The following is a 20,180-nucleotide window of genomic DNA, read 5'->3' on the forward strand; positions in this document are numbered from 1 at the left end:
AACAGAGGGATACCCCTTATTGCCTTCTAAGACCAAGGTGCTAAAGTGTTCGCGATATGTCCATTATGTTTTGCAAAAGGACACATTAACGGAGACTATTGAAGACATGTACACAGAAAACAGCAATCCAGTCGCAGCTAACCGTAATGGCGTACTCATTTTGAATGCTGACTGCGCTGTCGTCTTCGCGTCGGGTACTGGACACGACGCACATATTCAGGAAAAACTATCCGCCTTATGGAAAAACCGCGCAACCACGCCGGTTTCGGCGATGTTTACCCTCAAGGATGTCAACGAACCCATCACGGTGGTGTCCTATGCCTCTGCCGGAGCCGGATGTTTTGTGCTATATCGCGCAGACCATGGCGATCCTTTATTCGAATTTGTCAGCTCAGTTGATTTTGCCGCAAACATCCTTCGCCATTTCATCACGGATCCTTATGAGGCCATCACAGTTGTGGATAAGCAGGCACGCATCCTCTATATGAGCCCGGTACATGAAAAATTCTTTGGGCTGTCCCGGGGTGGCGCCTCCGGGCAGGAGGCGGGCAAGATCATAGAAAATAGCGGACTTGCCGGTGTCTTGCGTTCGGGAAAAACTGAAGTAGGACAAGTGCATCATATGCGCGGTGCGGTCCGGGTCGTCAGTCGCAGACCAATCGTGGATGCCGATGGCCAGATCATGGGTGCCATGGGCCAGGTCATGTTCAAAAGCCCTTCAGCCCTGGAAGCATTGAGTGAAGAAATCAGACGCCTGCGTCAGGAAATCAGCTTCTATGAACGTGAATTGCCGCGTCTGCGTGGCAACGGTCAGGGAATGGAAGCCATCGTCGGAGAAAGCGACTCCATCAGAAAGCTGAAAGAGCAGATCAAGAAGATCGCGCCGCTGGACGTTTCCGTGCTTCTCGTTGGCGAAAGCGGTGTCGGCAAGGATCTTGTCGCCCATGCTATTCATCACCTGAGCCCGAAAGGCCATAAGGATATGGTCCTGGTCAATGCGGCTGCAATCCCTGGCAATCTGGTAGAAGCCGAATTGTTCGGGTACGAAGGCGGTGCGTTTACCGGAGCAGAAAAACGCGGACGTTCCGGAAAGTTCGAACAGGCAGACAACAGCTCGTTATTTCTGGATGAAATTGGTGATATGCCACTCGAAATACAGGTAAAAGTGCTGCGTACGCTGCAGGATGGGACTTTCCAGCGCGTGGGCAGCAGCACGCAGCGACGTTCCAATTTCCGCCTGATTTCCGCCAGCAACCGGGATTTTCATCAAATGCTCAATACCGGCGAATTCCGGCTGGATCTGTTTTACCGGATCAGCGCAGTCACGATCAAAATCCCTTCACTGCGTGACAGGCTTGAAGATGTACCTATTCTTGCCCAGACATTTCTGGAGCGGTTCATGCGGCGCCACAATGTACAGGGCAAATATTTTGGTCCTGGTGTCATTGCCTATCTGCAGTCCCTGCCCTGGCCGGGAAATGTTCGCCAGTTGCAGCATACAATCGAGCGCGCGGCCATCTTTTCCGAGCAGAACGAAATCCGCTGCGAAGACTGCGAGGTTCCGCTGGAGCTGCAGTCCTCGAACGATCTGAGCGCCCTGGAACATGATTATCACAAACTGGTACCAGCTGCCGCTGCCGACAAATCAGGTAAACACGTCGATGTCCATCAGGCGAAGGCGCGGATCGAACTGGACATGATCAAAGAAACATTGCTGCGCTTTGACGGCAATAAAAAGAAAACCGCTGAGCATTTGGGAATCTCACGTTCTCATCTGTATAAAAAACTGGCTGAACTGGATCTTTTGGACGTTTAGCACCCCGTTATCAGCGCGGGATCCTTCGACCTTGCGGCCGTGATCCCGCCACTCTGCTTTGGGCATTAGGCTGCCACGGCCCGCTCTGCCCACTTCTTTATGCCCATTGTCCTGTCGCGTCGCCGTTCACGACATGCTCCGTCATTGTCAGGCTGGCCGATAGCGACCATTCCTCCGTCATCAACGACATATTGTGTCTTCTCAAATACAGTCAGTGTATTCACGAAGACACTATTTACGCATGATCGAATACACATCGAACGATTCATCCGGATCGGTTGAAAATATCTGCGTTTACCATCATCCGGCAGCGCACCGACAAAATGTGTCTTATGCCCGGACAATCAAACACAGTATTGCTCACGACGGCGACGCTCTATTGGCGAGCTTACTGCCAATCAGAACTGGCACAATAATTGCGTATAGAGCCCTGATGATAGGAGAACATGGCTACTGTGGCATTGCTGCCGCGATGCCCATCTTCCCGTTGACAGAACCCGAAAGACAGAAGGAATTCAGTTTATGAAAGCAGCCGTCGCCACCCAGCAAAGCGAAATCAAACCCATGCCCTACCCTCGAGTCGGCCTGCATATCAATGGCAAATGGATTTATGAGCGTGAGTCCGACTTCAGGGTCTTCAACCCCAGTAATGAACAATTGCTCGGCACTGTCCCGTGCGCCAGCGTAGCAGATTTGAACGATGCGCTCGCCGCTGCCAGCAAAGGATTTGAACGGTGGCGGACAACCCAGCCGGAAGTGCGTGCGCGCATCATTAAAGACGCCATGGTCCTGATGCTTGAACGCAAAGAGGAAATTGCCCATACGATTACCCTTGAGCAAGGCAAGCCACTGGCCGATAGCCGGGCTGAAGTCATGCGAGCGAGTTCATTTCTTGAATGGGATGCCGAACAGGCCCTGCGCGTCTATGGCGATATCATGCCGTCCGGGCCGCAAATGCAGCGCCATCTGCTCAAACTGCCTATTGGCCCCGTTGCCGCCTTTACGCCGTGGAACGTACCCATCAGCTCACCGGCGCGCAAGCTCAGCGGCGCGCTTGCTGCCGGGTGTTCTGTCATTCTCAAACCCGCGGAGGAAACACCCGGAGCGGCATATCTGCTGGCTCAGTGCTTTATCGATGCGGGGTTACCGCCGGGTGTGCTGCAACTCGTACACGGAGATCCGGCAACCATTTCGTCGGTACTGATCGCCTCCCCTGCGATCCGGATGATCACACTCACCGGTTCTGTCCCTGTCGGTAAGCAACTGGCACGGCTGGCCGGCGCAGCAATGAAGCCTGCGATCATGGAGCTGGGGGGACATGCGCCCGTGCTGATCGGAGAAGGTGTTGATGCCACTGCCATTGCACAAGTAGCCTGCGCATCCAAAATGCGGATGGCCGGGCAAATATGTGCGTCCCCGACACGATTCCTTATCCATCATACCGTTTATGAGGAATTCGTCAGGTCGCTCGCAAACGCGGCCGGAAGTATCCGGGTGGGCGACGGCTTTGAGCCCGGCGTACAGATGGGACCGCTGATGAATCGCCGCCGTGTCGCAGAAATAGAGAAACTGGTTCTGGATGCGAAGGAACACGGCGCCAATGTGGCTGCTGGTGGCTATCCTCTGGGCGAACAGGGGCATTTCTATGCGCCGACCGTTCTGTCCGACATTCCTTTAAAGGCAATGGCCATGAGCCACGAGCCCTTTGGACCGTTAGCACTATGTATGCCGGTCAACGATCTGGATCAGGCTTTAAAGATTGCCAACAGTCTGCCACTGGGCCTTTCCGGATATGCATTTACCAATTCCCTTGCCGATGCCGCCCGAATCAGCGAGGAACTCGAGTGTGGCGTGCTGTCAATCAATCATTTCGGCGCACCCGGTGCGGATGCGCCCTTTGGGGGAGTAAAAGACAGCGGAATCGGTCGGGAAGGCGGAGCCAGCAGTCTGGACGCTTACATGGTCACAAAAACGGTTCTGCAAAGAACGGCACCGATCTGAATGCCCGAATAAAAAAACGCTAAACATACTTAATCATTGATGGAGACAAGACATGAAAGAATATGGATTCAGAAAGCTGGCAGGCGCTTTAATAAGCGCTTTGGCAACGCTAGGTTCGTCCGCTTTCGCTGCAGATGCCAAATACTCTGATAACGTTATTCGAATTGGCGTACTGAATGACAGAAACGGCTTATATGCCGATATGAGTGGCGAAGGTTCCGCGATCGCTGCCAGAATGGCAGCAGCCGAATTCGGCAACAAAATACATGGTATTCCGGTAGAAATCGTGACCGGCGATCATCAGAATAAAACCGATGTGGGAACCGCGGTGGCAAGAAAGTGGTTCGATGCGGACCGTGTTGATGTCATTGTGGATGTGGTGAATTCGGCGGTAAGCCTGGCGATAAATAGTCTGGTCGTTGATCGCAAAAAACTTGTCTTGCACAACTCGGTTTCATCAGACATTACCGGGAAGGCATGTACCAATCGTTCGGCACAATGGCAATACACCACCAGGGCAACGGCTTACAACCTTGTAGACAAGAAGATGGTTCAGGATGGCACGGATAAATTCTTTATCATCGCTGTGGACTACGCCATGGGTCAGTCCATCACAGATATGTTTCGTCAATCTGTCGAAGCCGCAGGAGGCAAGATCGTAGGCGTAGTTCGTCACCCGCTTAATACAACCGACTTCAGCTCCTACCTATTGCAAGCGCGAGCATCGGGTGCCAATGCCATTATGCTGGCCAATGCCGGCTCGGACATGGCCACAGTGATACGTCAGGCACGAGAATTCGGCATCACACCTGATATAAAACTGTTTGGCGACGCACTCACCAAAGATGTAGTCAAGTCTACAGGGCTGGATGACATGCAGGGGCTGCAATTTGTCTCCCGTTATGAAATGTACAGGGATGACGCTGCGCTTGACTGGGGTAATGCGTTCATGGAGAAAAACAAGAATCGCGCACCTACTGAATTGCAGGCGGCCACCTATTCTTCCGTCAGAACGTATCTGAAAGCAATCGATGAAATTGATACAGACGATGCCGATGCGGTGATGGCACAAATGAGAAAAATGAAGATTAACGATGCCTTTGCTGCCAACGGCCATTTACGCCCGGATGGAATTATGGCCCATGATTTGTATCATGTCAGCGTCAAGTCTCCTGATCAATCCAAAGGTGACGGCGATTATTCAAATGTGATTCGCGTCATTCCGGGTGACCAGGCCAATATACCGCTTGAACAGAGCGAATGCCCGCTGGTACATAAATAATCTGTTCGCAGAATAATCACATATGGCATTGCGCATCAATGCCATACCAGGAGACTATTGAATGCTACCGTTATACTGGCATCAGGCAATGGCCATGCCTTCCCTTTCCGCATTGAGTGATCCGCCAGAGAGATTAACTCCCGAGACGAATCCGAATTTGGCGAAGCCGATATTGGTCGCTAGCGGGCTAACCAAGCAGTTCCACGGGTTTGTGGTCGTCAAAAATGCCAATCTTTCTGTTCGTACAGGCAGTATTCATGCCTTGATCGGACCGAATGGCGCAGGCAAAACCACGATGTTCAATCTTCTGACCGGCTTTATCACGCCCACGCAGGGAAAAATTGAATTTGAGGGTGTGAATATCACAAACATAAGCGCAGAAGCCGTCGCCCGGCGTGGTCTGGTACGTTCGTTTCAGATTTCGTCTGTATTCGCAAAATTAAGCGTGCATGAAAATGTTCGCGTTGCGCTGCAAAGACAGGCCGGTCTTGCTCACCAGTTCTGGCGTTCCGACTCTGCGCTGCGACAGCTGGACGAACGCGTAGAACAATTGCTGGAAGCCGTCAATCTCACGCGATACCGTGACACACTTGCAACCCATCTGAGCTATGGGCGAAAACGCATTCTGGAACTGGCGACGACGCTGGCGCTCGAACCTAAGCTATTGCTGCTTGATGAGCCTATGGCCGGGCTGGCACATGAAGATATTGACCGGGTTGCGGAGCTGATTCAAAAGGTGTCCCAGGGACGCACGGTATTAATGGTCGAACACAATTTATCGGTCGTGCGCAGCCTGTGCGATGCAATCACGGTATTGCAGCGCGGGTCTGTGATTGCAGAAGGCCGTTATGACGAGGTCTCGGAAAATCCTCTGGTACGCGAGGCATATATCGGCACTGAGGAGGAAAACTGACCATGACGCATTCTTCACCCGCATTACAGATCGAGTCGCTCAACGCATGGTATGGCGACAGCCATGTTCTTGATAATATTGCGCTGCACGTTTCAGAAGGAGAAACTGTCACCCTGCTGGGACGCAATGGCGCTGGCAAAACCACCACCCTGCGCAGTATTGTGGGGCTGGTTCGCCGGTCCGGCTCTATCCGCCTGAGAGGCAGGGAAACAATCAAAAGCCCTATCCACAAGCTGGCGCCATTGGGTATAGGGTATGTTCCCGAGGAACGTGGAATATTCTCCACGCTGTCTGTAGAAGAAAATCTTCGCCTGCTCCCACAATACGCAGACAGTGCCTTTACCGTTGCGGAAATATATCGGCTGTTTCCCAACCTGCAGGAACGGCGCCACAGCCAGGGCACCAAATTGTCCGGTGGCGAACAGCAGATGCTGGCTATCGCGCGCGTTTTGAGAAGTGGCGCACGCATTCTCCTTCTTGACGAGCCAACCGAGGGCCTGGCACCCGTCATCGTGCAGGAAATCGGCGATCTGTTAAAAAAACTCAAATCGCTCGGGTACACCATTTTGCTGGTTGAACAAAACTTCCGCTTTGCAAAGAAGCTCGCTGACCGGTTTTATGTGATGGAGAACGGCAAACTGGCTGAAACCCTGACCCTTGCAGAACTGAATCGTCAGCCCGACGTGCTTGATCGTTATCTGGGAGTGTAATCGTGGAAATTGTTTTTGGACAATTATTAGTCGGGCTGATCAATGGCTCTTTTTACGCCATGTTGTCTCTCGGTATTGCGGTACTTTTCGGCATGCTGCATGTCATTAATTTTGCGCATGGTACGCTGTATATGCTGGGTGCGTTTCTGGCCTGGCTGGCGCTACAGCAGCTGGGTATGAACTACTGGGCTGCGCTCGTTATTATCCCGCTGGTCGTCGCCTGCTTCGGCATGCTTATTGAACGCGTGATGATGTCGCGTCTGGCCGGGCTTGACCCACTTTATGGCTTCCTGCTTACCTTCGGCATTGCATTGATCGTCGAAGGCATGTTCCAGTACTGGTTTGGATCCTCCGCCAAACCCTATCCGTCCCCTGCCCTGTTGCGTGGTGGTGTTGATCTGGGTATAGGCTTTATTCCGATCTACAGGCTATGGGTCATTGTGGCTTCCATCGTCATGTGTATCGCCACCTGGTTCTTCATCGAACGTACCCGGTTGGGCGCGTATATGCGCTCCTCTACTGAAAATGCACCGCTCGTACAGGTTTTTGGCATTAATGTTCCGATGCTGGTTACGCTGACATACGCAGGTGCTGCCGCACTGGCAGCCTTTGCCGGCGTGCTGGCCGCACCCATCTTTCAGGTTGCGCCCCACATGGGGACAAATCTGGTCATTCTGGTCTTTGCTGTTGTGGTCATTGGCGGGATGGGTTCTATATTGGGATCAATTATTGCTGGCTATGCACTTGGCATTGTTGAGGGTATAGCGAAAGTCTTTTATCCGGAAGGATCCAGCCTGGCAATATTTCTGATCATGGCACTCGTGCTGCTCGCCCGTCCGGGCGGCATTTTGGGAAGGAAAGCTTAACAATGACAACGTCTACCATCGCCGCCACCAGCGGCCTGCCAAAGAGTCGATATACGGTCCTGGGTTGTATTGTCGCCCTGATATTGCTCATTGCCGCACCGTGGTTTGTGTATCCGGTCTTCGTCATGAAACTGATGTGCTACGCCCTGTTCGCCGCAGCCTTCAATCTTGTGATGGGTTATGCCGGACTGCTGTCGCTCGGGCATGCCGCGTTTCTGGGTATCGGCGCCTATCTCACTGGCTATGCAATCAAGGCCTGGGGCGTTGATCCTCTGCTTGGTATTGGGTTTTCTGTGATTGTTGCAGCCCTGATCGGAAGCGTGATGGGAGCACTGGCGATACGGCGCAAAGGTATCGAATTTGCAATGATTACACTTGCATTATCTCAGGTAATCAGCTTTATCGCACACCAGGCACCCTTTACCGGTGGCGAAGACGGCCTGCAAGGGATAGCACGTGGATATTTGCTTGGCCTGGTCAATCTTCGCGACCCTATTGCCATTTACGCCTTTGTATTAGTGCTCTTTATACTCGGCATGTTTGTCGTCTGGCGCACCATCAATTCACCGTTCGGCCATATCCTGCTTGCGATCAGAGAGCAGGAAGACCGCGCCGTTTCCCTTGGTTATACCGTTTCCCGCTACAAGCTCACGGTCTTTATTATTTCAGCAATGCTCGCAGCGCTGGCAGGTGCAATGAAAGTGCTGGTATTTCAGAATGCATCGCTGGACGATGTGAGCTTCCATCTTTCAGGACTCGTGGTACTGATGGCGCTGCTCGGCGGCATTGGCACGTTCTTCGGGCCATTAATAGGCGCCGGTATCGTTGTCGCGCTGGAGAGCGTGTTGGCTACATCCGATCTGCCAACACCCGTCCTTACCGGCACGGTATTCGTGCTTTGCGTGCTGCTGTTTCGTCGAGGCGTGGTCGGCGAAATGGCCGAATACGTACGAAAACGTACGTCTGATACGACGGGCGAAGCGGAATCAGGCATTTCCGGCCAAGAAAAATTGTTTCATGAACCGATACTGACATTATAAGGAGTCAACATGTCAAAAAATCAACCGCGCACCTGGCTTATCACAGGTGCAGACAAAGGTCTGGGTCGCTCAACCGCGTTAGCAGCGTTGGAGCGTGGCGATCAGGTCGTGGTTACTGTGCTTGCCGCAGATGGCAAGCATGATCTTGCCGCGCAATATCCTGAACAATTACGCTCATTTCATCTGGATGCCCGCGATCATGCCCGATTCGCTGAGGTAGTCGAGAAAGCACATCAGGCTTTCGGACGTATCGACATCCTGGTCAATAATGCCGGATATGGTCTGCTTTCGGTTGCCGAAACAACACCGGCAGAGAAATACCGGCCCATGTTTGAAGTCAACTTCTTCGGCCTGGTGGAAATGACCCATGCCGTTTTGCCCTATATGCGTCGTCAGCGTTCTGGCCATATTATCAATCTGTCGTCTATCGCCGGATTCTGCGGCGCGACCGGATTTGGCTTCTACAGCGCATCAAAATTTGCCGTTGAAGGATATTCCGAGACGCTGGCTCAGGAAATTGCTCATTTGGGCATCCATGTCACGATTATTGAACCAGGCGGCTTTCGCAGCGACTTTGCAGGTCCCTCGCTGGTTGCGGACAAAATTCAGGATCCTGATTACGCAAGTACCAACGCAAGAATTGCCGGTTATGTCCAAGAGAGGCATGGTCACCAACCCAATGATCCGGATAAATTCGGCCCGGCACTTTGCCAGCTCGTCGACGCCGATACACCGCCGCTGCGCCTGCCATTAGGTGAAGACTGCCTGGCAAAAATTCGCGAAGACATAGCGCAGGTCAGCCAATCACTGGACAAATGGGAAGCCTTGTCTGTGTCTACCAAAGTATCGGATTAACGAGAAAACAATTCGGGCGTCCATCACAACCATCATCAGGAATCAATATGTCAGATCGTAGTAAAGAGGTCATTTTTCCCAACATTTATGCGCCTGATGATGCGTGGCTCGCCCGCGCTGTATCCGAGCCTGTCCGGGAACCTGATCTTAAGATTATTGACACGCACTTTCACTTATCGGAGTTCGATGGGCATGAATATATGCTTAATGAGTTTTGTAAGGACATAGTGGATTGCGGCCACCGGATAGAAGCCAGTGTTTTTGTTGAATGCGGCACCCAATATGCCACGACAGGCCCGGATCATTTGAAACCGGTAGGCGAAACCCGGTATATCACCGAATTGACTGCACGTCGGCCGCACGGCATCACAACTGACATTGCGCCGGCGATTGTTGCCTTTGCAGATCTTACCCAGGGGGAATTAAGCCGTGAAGCACTGCTGGCTCATATTGACGCCGCAAAAGGACGTTTGCGAGGTATCCGCCACAGGGCAAAATGGGATGCAGACCCACGCGTCAAAGGAAGCTATTCGGCTGACTCGCCTCACCTGTACCTGCAGCCAGCCTTTTCGGAAGGGATGAAACATCTTTCAGAATTAGGTCTGTCTTTTGATGCCAGCGTCTACCATCCTCAGATTCCGGATGTGACAGCTTTGGCCCGCGCACATCCTGAAGTAAAGATCATCCTGATTCATAGCGGTAGTCCGGTAGGTCATTCTTCCTATGCTGGCAGAGAACAGGAAAACCATGCCAATTGGCTGGCCTCGATGACAGAACTGGCCCGTTGCCCGAATGCCTATGTGAAGCTGGGTGGCGTACTGATGAATCTTGCCAATTTTGATTTCCTGAAGGCAGAAGCGCCACCCACGTCGGAGCAATTGGCGCGATTATGGCGTCCGTACATTGAACCATGCATAGAATTGTTCGGTGCCGCCCGTTGTATGGTCTCTTCCAATTTTCCGGTAGACAAGGCGGGATTCAGCTACGCAACCGTATGGAATATGTTCAAACGTATAACAGAAGGCTGCTCTGCGCAGGAAAAAGAACAAATATTCAGCGGTACGGCGCGCCAGGTCTATCGAATCGGTGAGTGAGGAGCGCAAGACAGCGAGCCTATTCGCTGCCCTTTTGATCTTGAAGTGCCTGCTCGCGGGGAACCGGCATCTGAGCTATATTACAACTGTGAAATATCATCGTTACAGCTGTGAAATATTATCGATCAGGGATGTTTGTTATCCCTGTCATTCGTCCTTTTTAAATGCCGGATAAAGATTAACATAACCAGCCGCCACGCGTTTTTGAGCGTGTCTGGCCGCTTTTTCCCGAGACAAAGGTACAAATCCGTATCCCCGCGTCAGCTTCACCATAAATGCCGCTCGACCGACAATCCCTATGATGTGATGCAAAACCAGTTCGCTCCACCCTGCGTCAAAAATCGCGTCAACGTCAGATTGTTCGATCAGTTCCGGCGATTGAGCCAGTTTCCTGACATACTCGAGCACTGGCTGCAACTGAGCGGAAACAGTGACGGTAGCCGGATTTTCAAGCAAACGCTCGATCAGGCCACCGTCAACGCCCAGCGCATAGGCTACTTCAGCGTGAGCAATATATACAAACTCGCCCTTCTGCAATCCGGCAGCATAGGCGAAGATCAGCTCCCGTTCAGCCTTGCTCAGGGGTGATTCGCCACTCATCAGCGCTTCGCTCATATGCGCCCAGGGCTGGTAAATTTCCGGAAACGCAGTATAGATCGTTGGCGGGGCTGCGTTATCCGGCAACGATTTCAAAAAAGAACCACTCATTACTCACCTCTTGTAACGAAACGAAATTGTATTTGTGATTTGATCAGCATTAACACACCAATCGGCACTGTTCCTTTGTTCCCTGTGCAGGACAGGATTCTGTACTGAAAAAATACACTGTCCTGGTGATGGATCACTTTTTCTCTATTTTCAACGCAGTGACCACGCTTTCCACGTGTGAGACTTCATCCTTCAAAAATGACGTGAATTGCTCTGGCGTCAGATTGACGACTTCCGCTCCACTCGTCTTGTATCGATCCAGCACATCCTGTTGTTTCAGCGCGTACTGCAAGGCTTCGGAAAGACGATTAATGACCTCTGGAGGCGTGCCGGACGGCGCAAATAGCCCAAGCCAGAAGTAATAGGACAGATCAATCCCCTGCTCTTTCAGCGTGGGCACACCCGGCAGGGTATCAAGCCGCTTATCGCCTGTGACTGCCAGCGCCTTCATCTTGTTGGAACGAATATAGGAGATACCACTATCGTAGCCGCCGAACATCATATCCACACGGCCGGCAGCAATATCCGGGTACGCAGCGGCAGTGCCATTATAGGGGACCTCGATAATATTCAAGCCGGTTTTATAGACGAACTGGATACCACTCAAATGCATGGGCGATCCTCGGCCACCATGCGCAAAGCTAAGCCGGCCCGGTTCAGCTGATGCCTTGGCCACATATTCCTTCGCCGAATTAAATGAAGAACCGGTGGTGGTATACATGACCTGAGCTGCCCGCAACATCAGCCCGATACCTTTAAAATCCTTCAGCGGATCATAGCCCGCATCGTTTCTAAGCGATGGCACGGCGGTAAAGCCATCGGCCTGTGCCAGCAGCGTGTAGCCATCCCGTTTGGCACCAAGTACATAGCGCGTGCCCACCAGTAATTCGCCACCAGGGCGGTTTTCCACGGCGATGGGTTGCCGCAGATAGTCACTCATTTTTTCCGCGATCACCCTGGTTGTAATGTCCAGCGCGCCACCAGCTCCGGCCGGCACAACAATACGAATGGGTTTGTTCGGGTAGGCTGCAGATTCGGCAGCAGTGGCAGAAAGTGCAAAACCAATGAGCATTGCTCCAAACAATGTTCTTAAGAAGGCTCGGGTCATGAAAAAACACCTATATAGTGGATTCGCAGGATATGCAGCGTCAACGTCAGAACTGATGCCTGATGCCTGGTGCCCTGCGGGAAATGGAAGAAACAGATAAAGATGATGCGCTACCTGGTTTAATCTTTGGGCAGATTCAGATCTCTGGCCAGCTGAACCATGTCTTGCACTTCCTCTTTATAGTAGTCATTGAAAGCAGCCGGTGTGACGAAGGACGGATCGGAACCTTCGGACCGGAACCGTTCGTTCAGTTCTTTGTCGGCTGTCGCGAATCGCAGGGCATCGGACAGTCTCCTGACAACCTCAGGCGGTGTTCCTGAAGGCGCCAGCAGTCCAAGCCACAGTGTATAGGTGTAGTCGACGCCGGACTCCTTCAATGTCGGAACGTCTGGCAGCGATGGCAACCGTGATTCCGAGGTAATAGCCAGCGGTCTTAACATCCCGCTTTTGATATAGGAATGGCTGCTGATGAAGCCATCAACAATCATCTCGACCCGATTTCCAATGACATCAGGCAGCGCAGCGCCATTGCCCTTGTAAGGAATGGACAGCATGTGCAATTTTGCCGCGTGCAGAAACGCTGCTGCAGCAATGTGCGGTGGCGTTCCGAAACCCGCATGGCCATAGGACAATTTATCCGGATTTGATCGTACCCGATCCATAAAGGCCGTCAGGGTCTGATCCGGCTGACCACTGCCCACCTCAATCAGCAGGGGTGAGCGGGTCATGAAACCGATGCCGGTGAAGTCCTTGATTGGATCGTAGCCCGGATCAGCTTTCAACTGAGGCATCAAGGTAATGCCATTGGCCGAGGAAAGCAAGGTATATCCGTCAGGTTTGGCTGATTTGACTAATCGCGTGGCAATCAGTGTGTCACCGCCGGGCTTGTTCTCAACAACGACGGGTTGCCCCAGATTTTCCTGCATTTTCTGCGCCACCAGACGCGTCGTCAGGTCCAGCGCTCCGCCGGCAGCAGCAGGCACAACAATCCGTACCGGTTTTGATGGAAACGGATCGGCCGCGGTGGCGCCCATTGACGTACAAACAAAAACACCACCCAATATGATTTTCGCTATGGCTTTAGTCACTTCTCTTGCTCCTCGTTGTCAGTCTGTTATTGCTTTTCAATACCAAGATCTTTCACCGTAGCCGCCATTTTTTTCCTCTTCACTGACCAGAAACTGGTCGAACTCTGCCGGCGTCATTGAAAGTGCCTCGGAGCCATCCGTACGGAAGCGTTCGGTGATTTCCTTGCTGCTCAGGGCATAGCGAAGCGCTTCATTCAGGCGTTTAACCACGGGCTCAGGCGTACCTGCGGGCGCCAGCATGCCGACCCACAAGTAATAGCTGAAATCCTTGACACCCTGCTCTGCGAACGTTTGCACATTCGGCAAATCTGCCAGACGCGAAGTAGACGTCACTGCCAGCGCTTTCAAACTACCCGAATTCACTTTAGGTGCGCCACTGCCGTATGCCTCGAAAATCATGTCTACCCGCCCGGACATCACATCCGGCATCGCTGTACCATTACCCTTATACGGAACATGCAGCAGGTTCAGCCCAGCCTGCTTCAGAAACAGCGCTGCACCGATATGCGTGGTGGTTCCCACCCCGGCCGATGCATAACTCATCTTCCCTGGGTTGGCTTTGGCCCGCGCAATAAAATCAGCCAGCGTTTTATCTGGCTGGCTGGCACCGGTCACCATCAGCACCGGTGAACGCAGAACCGGGCCGACACCGGTGAAATCCTTCATGTCGTAAATCGGGTTCAGTTTGACCAACGGCTGTATCACCACTGTGCCGGCTGAAGACAGAAGCGTATATCCGTCAGGCTTGGCCGTCTTCACGGTTCGAGCTCCAAGACCGCCATCTCCGCCCGCGCGATTCTCAACCACGACCGGCTGACCCAGATTTTCACTCATTTTCTCGGCCACCAGCCGGGTCGACAAATCAACCAGGCCGCCAGGCCCCGTGTTGACAATGATTCTTAATGGTCTCTCCGGAAAGTCATTGGCCAGAGCGGCTGATGTGAAGCCCAGTAAACTGCCGGCGATTACGCTTTGCAGAAACAGTGGTTTGCTAATAGTGCGATATGTCATTTTGTCTCTCCTGACGAGAAGCCGATCCGGCGACAACGCAGGACCAGGCTATGGATGTTTATAAATAGGTATCGTGGTGTATCTGGAAAAATAGCCGGCCCGATTTATTTGATGATGGGTGTACGGGCGAGCTTGCCTGCCGGCGAAAATAATCAGAGTTTCATAAAGACCGATTTCGTCTGCGTGTAGGCATCAATCGATTCTGCGCCCATTTCACGTCCGTAACCGGACTGTTTATAGCCGCCCATTGACATGACCTGGTCGCCTTCTGCATAGGTGTTGATCCAGATGCGTCCGGCTTTCAGAGCTCGTGCTACACGATGGGCGCGACTCGCATCTCGCGTCCATACCGCTGCGGCCAGACCATAGATCGTGTCGTTCCCCTTGAAGACCGCATCGTCCTCATCCCGAAAGGGAATCACCGACAAAACAGGGCCGAAAATTTCCTCTCTGGCGATCGTCATCTCATTATTTACGTGTTCAAATACCGTGGGCTCCACAAAGAAGCCGGTTTCGCCCACTCGTTTTCCGCCCTGCTTTAACCCAGCGCCTTCGGCCTTGCCTTTGTCCACGTAAGACAAAACCCGTGCCATTTGAGTTGCAGAAATCAATGGCCCAAGTTTGGTTTCCGGGTCAAACGGCGATCCCACCTTATACGTTGCTGCAATACCGGCAACCTTTTCCGATACTTCGTCATACAGACTTTCATGCACAAACAGTCGTGTGCCAGAAGAACAGATCTGTCCGGAATTACGACAGAACGCCAGCACAGCCGTTTCAATCGCCCTTTGTACGTCAGCATCCGGAAAAATAATATTAGGAGACTTGCCGCCAAGCTCCAGAGTCACCTTCTTCATGTTGCCAGCAGACGATTGAAGAATATGCCGACCAACCGCCGTCGAACCGGTAAAGGCGATCTTATCAATGTCCGGATGAGCCGACAGTGCCGCTCCAACAGTTGCACCCAGGCCTGTCACGACATTCAGCACGCCCGTTGGGATTCCAGCCATTTCTATCAGTTCCGCCAGCCGCAACGTGGACAAAGGTGTCTGTTCCGCTGGCTTGAGTACCACAGTATTGCCGCAAGCCAGTGCAGGCGCAATTTTTGTTGCCGCCATCACCAGTGGCACATTCCATGCGTTGATAAGCGCGCAGACGCCCATGGGTTCGCGCAGCATATAGATAAATCGATCGTCGCTGGTCGGATTGGTGGTGCCGTAGATTTTGCTTGACCACCCGGCGTAATAGCGAAAGGTTTCTGCCGAATGGGCTACATGTCGCTGTGCAAATGCAAGCGGCGCACCGACGTCCAGCGTTTCCAGAACAGCCAGCTCGTCACCGTATTCCTCTATCAGATCCGCGATTTTCAAAAGCAGTCTTGAACGCTGGTGTGGCGACAACCCGCGCCAGGTACCGTATTCAAACGCCTTGCGTGCTGCGGCGACGGCAAGATCAACATCGCTGGCATCCGCTTCGGCGACACTGGCTAATGTGTTTTCCGTCGCAGGATCGATCGTCTGCGAATCTTTGCCGGACAAGGCTGGCACCCATTTACCATCAATAAACAGCGTTTTGGAACCATTAGCAAGCCACGCAGAGGCGCGCTGGTAGGCAGCGCGGATTGTTTCATCGGCATGATTGGTCGGGTCAAATGCATTCATAAAATTATTCCACCTGTCATTAATTTGCGACGTACTTGAGCCAGCGACCACCGTCCACGACGATATTATCTCCGGTCACATAACTTCCCAGATCCGAGGCCAGATACACGGCTGCATTGGCAATGTCTTGCTTGCGTCCGAACCTGCCCAATGCGGTTTTCTTAGCCTCCAGGTCACCATTGCCTTTTTCGATATACATGCGTTGTACCCCTTCGGTATCGCCGATGGGCCCTGGGGAAATGGTATTCACGCGAATACCCTCTGCGCCCCACTCCACCGCCAGGGTTCGGGATAGCGACAATATCCCTCCCTTGGCTGCGGCTGCGTGTGCGGCACCAGGCCAGCCGGTCACGCCCAGCATGGTAATAATGCTGATGATCGAACCGCCGAAAGCGGATTGCTTCAAATGCGGATAAGCTGCATGACAACCATAAAACGTGCCATTCAAATCGATATCAATAACGGTTTTCCAGCCATTGACGGACAAATCTGCTGTTGGACAGACAAAGTTACCTGCAGCGTTGTTCACCAGAATATCAAGCGAACCATATCGGCTGACCGTTGCATCCACAGCCCCTTTGACCTCATCATAGTTACGAACATCGCAACGCATCGCCGCGACTATTCCGCCTTCATTCGTCAGGTCGCCGGCTGCCTGCTGAACCCGTTCTTCATTGCGTCCAACAATCATGACAGATGCGCCAAGGCGTGCATAGGCAGTTGCAATTTCAAGTCCGATACCGCTGCCCCCGCCGGTGATAAGTGCTACACGTCCCTTGAGCGTTTCTTTTGCGTACATTTTTACTTCTCCTGCCGGAATGGTTGTCAATATGAAACCGTTAAAGCAAGTTGCGTGCCATCCCAATTTCACCCTCTCAGGAACAGAAGAAGGCAGCATGACGATTGCTATGGTGTCCTCAAAAATACGAATGCTTTTACAGTTTTGTGTCTTCAATCCACACGAAAGTGTACTTGCTGACAACAGTCAGGCGATAATCGCAGCTGGCTTTGTCGCTCAGGATGGTTGCAGCGCAGGCAATAAGCGGTCCAATACAGGCCGGTTGTTGATTGGCACGCTCTTTGCTTAAGAGGTCATCATTACGATTGAAATCAAATTACGGAGCCTGCCTCATGCAAAAAGAAATTGTCAAAACAGAACGAGTGGACTCGGTACTGGTTGTCCGACTCAATAGTCCTGAGAATCTGAATTCACTCACGTCCGACTTGCGCACGCAACTTGGCGCTGCTGTCGAATCGGCTGAAAACGACCCGTCAGTACGGTCTGTTTTTCTGACTGCCGAAGGCCGATCATTCTGTTCTGGCGGTGATTTCTCCATGTTGCAGAAGGCAAATGATCCGTGGTCCGTCCATCGCCGCTTCAGGCATTTGAGCAGATGGCTGATTCCGCTGATCTCCCTGGACAAACCGGTGGTTATCGGCGCCAAAGGCCACGCCATTGGCGGAGGCATGGGCCTTGCGCTTACCGGCGACCTGCTGATCGCGGGCGAGAGTCTTAAATTGTCAGCCGGCTTTTTCCGGCTGGGCACGGTACCCGACATCGGTGTTATGTATCATCTGCCCCGCCTGATCGGCATGGCGCGTGCCAAGAATTTTATTTTTGGCAACGGCACACTGAACGCTCAGGAAGCGCTGGAACTGGGGCTTGTTGCAAAAGTGGTTCCTGACGACGAACTGGACGCTGCGGGCCTTGAGCAGGCGAGCCGCCTGGCACAGGGACCGGCAGAAATCATGGGGCTGGCCAAAACGCTGATGGCACGCAGCTTTGAAACGACATTAACCGAGATGTTCGCCTACGAAGGATTCGGCCAGGTGCTGGCGATGTCCAATCCTGAATTCAAGGAAGGACTAACCGCGTTGATCAACAAACAGCCCCCGGATTTTGTGGGTGCGGCGACAAAACACAAAGTAGACTGAAGCGCATTTGGCGTTAACGGTCTTAGTAAAAATTTACTTGAGGAGTGCTGTTATGGATTTACCAATGTTTCCCGAATATTCATCTGAAATCGACGCGGTGCGTGACATGGTCAACCGGTTTATGGAAGCTGAAATCAAGCCGGTAATGGACGGCTACGAACAACGCAGGGAATTTCCCCGTGAACTGGTGCGCAAGGCCGGTGAAGCGGGTCTGTATGGCGCCGTGTTCCCTGAATCGGTGGGCGGCAGCAATATGGGCTATCTGGCAGCCGCCGTCATTCAGGAAGAGATGGTACGCAACGATGTACGCTTTTCTTCATGCAACAACCAGCAGGGTTCAACATGTCCGAGCGCCATCTATTTCGGTGGCACGCCAGAACAGATTGAAAAATATGTGCCTAACCTGGTTGCAGGCAAGACGATCGGCATGATGTCTCTGACCGAATCCGGTGGCGGTTCGGATGCAGCCGGCAATATGAAAACCTTTGCCCGCCGCGATGGCGATGTGTATCGCATCACCGGACAAAAAATGTGGGCCTCCATGGCCAACGAAACCGATGTGGGTGTTTTGCTGGCGAAAACAGATCGGGATGCCGGTGCAAAAGGCGTGACTGCATTTATCGTTCATCCAAAAAAATTCCCGGGCTGGCAGGCTACGCCAATCGAATGTCTGGGTCTATCCAAATCCATGCGTACCAATATTGTATATCTGGACGATTTTGTGGTTCCCGTGGAAGACCGTCTGGGCGAGGAAGGCGAAGGCTTCAAGATCATTATGCGGACCTTGCAACCGGGCCGGGTCGGCGTCGCGGCCAAAGCACTCGGCGTTGCACGCCGTTGTTTTGAAGAGGCAGTCCGCTATGCGAATGAACGTACATTGCGTGGGCAACCTATCGGACGCTTCCAGATGATCCAGTCGGATATCGCTGAGATGACATGTGCGATTGAAGCCAGCCGCTCGCTGGTATACAAAGCCGCCATGATGATGGATGCCAGCATGGCGCACAACCGTATGGCTGCAATTGCCAAATTCCATGCCTCTCAAACCGCAAAGTTCTGCGCCGACAAAGCGATGCAGATCTTCGGCGGATACGGTTTGGCAGAAGAATATCCTGTCTCCTACTACCGCGCTTATGCCGATATGTTCTTTACCGGGGAAGGCTCTGCAAACGTGCAGAAAATAATGATTGCGGAAGATGCGCTGGGATATAAACTTGCCGACCGCCACCATGGTAAAACCGGCTTGCGTGACATTCGCAAGGACGATCCGAGCAAAGCCCGCTAAGGAACAAACTATGTCTGAACTGCTCAATTTCCAGATATCGGAAGGTGTTGGCGTTATCACGCTCAACCGCCCGGACAAGCTCAACGCCTTCACCCCCGAGATGCTCGAGCGCTGGCTCGAAGCACTGGAGACGACCCGCGTCAGTGACGATGTGCGCGTAGTGGTGATAACCGGAACGGGACGTGCCTTCACCACCGGCGGCGATATCGGCGGCTTTGATTCAAGCGCATCGCAAACGCCTGCAGAAATGAGCCATTACCTGACTCAGGGTTCGCAACGTCTGATACGCAAAATCACGGAAATCGAGAAGCCTGTTATCGCTGCACTGAACGGATTCGCAACCGGCGGCGGGCTGGACATTGCGCTGGCCTGCGATCTGCGCTACAGCGCCGACACTGCTCGTTTTGCAGAAACCTACGCGCGCATGGGGCTGATACCCGGTATGGGTGGCGCCTGGCTTTTGCCGCGCATCGTCGGCGTAGCCAGGGCCTATGAAATGTTCTGGAGCTGCGATTGGGTGGATGCACAAGAGGCCGAACGTATCGGCTTGGTCAGTCGCGTCTTTCCCGAAGCCGAATTACTGGACAATACACTGACGTTTGCGCGTAAGGTCGCTGCCGGCGCCCCGCTATCGATCCGCAACATCAAAAAGCTGATTCGCCAGGGCCTGCAGACGGACCTGAGCAGCGCTTTGGACATTGTGGCAGCAACCATGCCGGTCGTTCGCACAAGCGAGGACCATCAGGAAGCCATCGCTGCATTCAGGGAAAAGCGCAGCCCGGTTTTCAAAGGCCGTTAACAACGCTA

The 20,180-nt window shown here is 52.8% G+C and carries 19 protein-coding genes; 13 read left to right on the forward strand and 6 right to left on the reverse strand.

All coding sequences use genetic code 11. The features are described 5' to 3' along the window. Positions 1 to 106 precede the first annotated feature (106 nt). The 9 genes from MIM_RS10875 to MIM_RS10920 all read left to right on the forward strand — a co-directional run bounded on the left by MIM_RS10875 (position 107) and on the right by MIM_RS10920 (position 10,577). Positions 107 to 1,816, forward strand: a complete 1,710-nt coding sequence (locus tag MIM_RS10875; RefSeq protein ID WP_025372788.1) for a sigma-54 interaction domain-containing protein — start codon at positions 107 to 109, stop codon at positions 1,814 to 1,816. Between the two features lie 522 nt (positions 1,817 to 2,338). After that, complete coding sequence (locus MIM_RS10885; protein WP_025372789.1) at positions 2,339 to 3,817, forward strand: NAD-dependent succinate-semialdehyde dehydrogenase; 1,479 nt, start codon at positions 2,339 to 2,341, stop codon at positions 3,815 to 3,817. A gap of 52 nt (positions 3,818 to 3,869) precedes the next feature. Further along, positions 3,870 to 5,099: an ABC transporter substrate-binding protein gene (locus MIM_RS10890; protein WP_025372790.1), complete on the forward strand. Its 1,230-nt coding sequence runs from the start codon at positions 3,870 to 3,872 to the stop codon at positions 5,097 to 5,099. Positions 5,100 to 5,160: 61 nt separating this feature from the next. After that, positions 5,161 to 6,012 carry an ABC transporter ATP-binding protein gene (locus MIM_RS10895; protein WP_407638142.1) on the forward strand — a complete coding sequence of 284 codons (852 nt, stop codon included), beginning with the start codon at positions 5,161 to 5,163 and terminating at the stop codon, positions 6,010 to 6,012. Between the two features lie 2 nt (positions 6,013 to 6,014). Further along, positions 6,015 to 6,722: an ABC transporter ATP-binding protein gene (locus tag MIM_RS10900; RefSeq protein ID WP_025372792.1), complete on the forward strand. Its 708-nt coding sequence runs from the start codon at positions 6,015 to 6,017 to the stop codon at positions 6,720 to 6,722. Continuing rightward, positions 6,722 to 7,588, forward strand: coding sequence for a branched-chain amino acid ABC transporter permease (locus MIM_RS10905; protein WP_407638159.1), 867 nt, complete (start codon positions 6,722 to 6,724; stop codon positions 7,586 to 7,588). Before MIM_RS10900 ends, MIM_RS10905 begins: the two co-directional genes overlap by 1 nt. A 2-nt stretch (positions 7,589 to 7,590) precedes the next feature. Further along, on the forward strand, positions 7,591 to 8,628 hold the full coding sequence (locus MIM_RS10910; RefSeq protein WP_025372794.1) for a branched-chain amino acid ABC transporter permease: 1,038 nt from the start codon (positions 7,591 to 7,593) through the stop codon (positions 8,626 to 8,628). 9 nt (positions 8,629 to 8,637) lie between these two features. Further along, on the forward strand, positions 8,638 to 9,483 hold the full coding sequence (locus MIM_RS10915; RefSeq protein ID WP_025372795.1) for an oxidoreductase: 846 nt from the start codon (positions 8,638 to 8,640) through the stop codon (positions 9,481 to 9,483). A gap of 47 nt (positions 9,484 to 9,530) precedes the next feature. Beyond that, positions 9,531 to 10,577, forward strand: coding sequence for an amidohydrolase family protein (locus tag MIM_RS10920; RefSeq protein ID WP_025372796.1), 1,047 nt, complete (start codon positions 9,531 to 9,533; stop codon positions 10,575 to 10,577). A gap of 147 nt (positions 10,578 to 10,724) precedes the next feature. On the opposite strand, the gene MIM_RS10925 is transcribed toward MIM_RS10920, so the two are convergent. The 6 genes from MIM_RS10925 to MIM_RS10950 all read right to left on the reverse strand — a co-directional run bounded on the left by MIM_RS10925 (position 10,725) and on the right by MIM_RS10950 (position 16,952). Next, entirely contained in the window at positions 10,725 to 11,285 is a 561-nt protein-coding gene (locus tag MIM_RS10925) for a carboxymuconolactone decarboxylase family protein (RefSeq protein WP_025372797.1), read from the reverse strand. A gap of 133 nt (positions 11,286 to 11,418) precedes the next feature. Next, positions 11,419 to 12,393: a Bug family tripartite tricarboxylate transporter substrate binding protein gene (locus MIM_RS10930; RefSeq protein ID WP_025372798.1), complete on the reverse strand. Its 975-nt coding sequence runs from the start codon at positions 12,391 to 12,393 to the stop codon at positions 11,419 to 11,421. A gap of 119 nt (positions 12,394 to 12,512) precedes the next feature. Next, the gene (locus tag MIM_RS10935) at positions 12,513 to 13,481 is read right to left on the reverse strand and encodes a Bug family tripartite tricarboxylate transporter substrate binding protein (RefSeq protein WP_144084630.1); all 969 of its coding nucleotides are present in this window, start codon (positions 13,479 to 13,481) and stop codon (positions 12,513 to 12,515) included. 36 nt (positions 13,482 to 13,517) lie between these two features. Next, positions 13,518 to 14,492, reverse strand: a complete 975-nt coding sequence (locus MIM_RS10940) for a Bug family tripartite tricarboxylate transporter substrate binding protein (protein WP_042070228.1) — start codon at positions 14,490 to 14,492, stop codon at positions 13,518 to 13,520. Positions 14,493 to 14,644: 152 nt separating this feature from the next. Continuing rightward, positions 14,645 to 16,153, reverse strand: coding sequence for an aldehyde dehydrogenase family protein (locus MIM_RS10945; RefSeq protein ID WP_025372800.1), 1,509 nt, complete (start codon positions 16,151 to 16,153; stop codon positions 14,645 to 14,647). Between the two features lie 19 nt (positions 16,154 to 16,172). Next, positions 16,173 to 16,952 (reverse strand): SDR family oxidoreductase, encoded by a 780-nt coding sequence (locus MIM_RS10950; protein ID WP_025372801.1) that lies wholly within the window; start codon positions 16,950 to 16,952, stop codon positions 16,173 to 16,175. Between the two features lie 31 nt (positions 16,953 to 16,983). Here MIM_RS10950 and MIM_RS10955 point away from each other — a divergent pair, with 31 nt between their 5' ends. From MIM_RS10955 to MIM_RS10970, 4 genes are read left to right on the forward strand one after another with little or no spacing between them, the layout of a single operon-like run. Further along, positions 16,984 to 17,241, forward strand: coding sequence for a hypothetical protein (locus tag MIM_RS10955; protein ID WP_025372802.1), 258 nt, complete (start codon positions 16,984 to 16,986; stop codon positions 17,239 to 17,241). Positions 17,242 to 17,284: 43 nt separating this feature from the next. Next, positions 17,285 to 18,088 (forward strand): enoyl-CoA hydratase/isomerase family protein, encoded by an 804-nt coding sequence (locus tag MIM_RS10960; RefSeq protein WP_025372803.1) that lies wholly within the window; start codon positions 17,285 to 17,287, stop codon positions 18,086 to 18,088. A gap of 52 nt (positions 18,089 to 18,140) precedes the next feature. Next, positions 18,141 to 19,373, forward strand: a complete 1,233-nt coding sequence (locus tag MIM_RS10965; RefSeq protein ID WP_052342306.1) for an acyl-CoA dehydrogenase family protein — start codon at positions 18,141 to 18,143, stop codon at positions 19,371 to 19,373. A gap of 10 nt (positions 19,374 to 19,383) precedes the next feature. Continuing rightward, a complete protein-coding gene (locus MIM_RS10970) occupies positions 19,384 to 20,172 on the forward strand; it encodes an enoyl-CoA hydratase/isomerase family protein (RefSeq protein ID WP_025372805.1) in 789 nt (262 codons plus the stop codon). Positions 20,173 to 20,180 lie beyond the last annotated feature (8 nt).

It is taken from the genome of Advenella mimigardefordensis DPN7, assembly GCF_000521505.1.
Lineage (GTDB): Bacteria > Pseudomonadota > Gammaproteobacteria > Burkholderiales > Burkholderiaceae_B > Advenella > Advenella mimigardefordensis.

Bases quoted from the DNA above. Each gene is read 5' to 3' on its own strand.
- MIM_RS10885 (WP_025372789.1), top strand. From the start codon at position 2,339: ATGAAAGCAGCCGTCGCCACCCAGCAAAGCGAAATCAAACCCATGCCC.
- MIM_RS10875 (WP_025372788.1), top strand. From the start codon at position 107: ATGTACACAGAAAACAGCAATCCAGTCGCAGCTAACCGTAATGGCGTA.
- MIM_RS10915 (WP_025372795.1), top strand. From the start codon at position 8,638: ATGTCAAAAAATCAACCGCGCACCTGGCTTATCACAGGTGCAGACAAA.
- MIM_RS10965 (WP_052342306.1), top strand. From the start codon at position 18,141: ATGGATTTACCAATGTTTCCCGAATATTCATCTGAAATCGACGCGGTG.
- MIM_RS10900 (WP_025372792.1), top strand. From the start codon at position 6,015: ATGACGCATTCTTCACCCGCATTACAGATCGAGTCGCTCAACGCATGG.
- MIM_RS10940 (WP_042070228.1), bottom strand. From the start codon at position 14,492: ATGACATATCGCACTATTAGCAAACCACTGTTTCTGCAAAGCGTAATC.
- MIM_RS10945 (WP_025372800.1), bottom strand. From the start codon at position 16,153: ATGAATGCATTTGACCCGACCAATCATGCCGATGAAACAATCCGCGCT.
- MIM_RS10930 (WP_025372798.1), bottom strand. From the start codon at position 12,393: ATGACCCGAGCCTTCTTAAGAACATTGTTTGGAGCAATGCTCATTGGT.
- MIM_RS10895 (WP_407638142.1), top strand. From the start codon at position 5,161: ATGCTACCGTTATACTGGCATCAGGCAATGGCCATGCCTTCCCTTTCC.
- MIM_RS10955 (WP_025372802.1), top strand. From the start codon at position 16,984: ATGAAACCGTTAAAGCAAGTTGCGTGCCATCCCAATTTCACCCTCTCA.
- MIM_RS10950 (WP_025372801.1), bottom strand. From the start codon at position 16,952: ATGTACGCAAAAGAAACGCTCAAGGGACGTGTAGCACTTATCACCGGC.
- MIM_RS10970 (WP_025372805.1), top strand. From the start codon at position 19,384: ATGTCTGAACTGCTCAATTTCCAGATATCGGAAGGTGTTGGCGTTATC.
- MIM_RS10910 (WP_025372794.1), top strand. From the start codon at position 7,591: ATGACAACGTCTACCATCGCCGCCACCAGCGGCCTGCCAAAGAGTCGA.
- MIM_RS10890 (WP_025372790.1), top strand. From the start codon at position 3,870: ATGAAAGAATATGGATTCAGAAAGCTGGCAGGCGCTTTAATAAGCGCT.
- MIM_RS10960 (WP_025372803.1), top strand. From the start codon at position 17,285: ATGCAAAAAGAAATTGTCAAAACAGAACGAGTGGACTCGGTACTGGTT.
- MIM_RS10920 (WP_025372796.1), top strand. From the start codon at position 9,531: ATGTCAGATCGTAGTAAAGAGGTCATTTTTCCCAACATTTATGCGCCT.
- MIM_RS10925 (WP_025372797.1), bottom strand. From the start codon at position 11,285: ATGAGTGGTTCTTTTTTGAAATCGTTGCCGGATAACGCAGCCCCGCCA.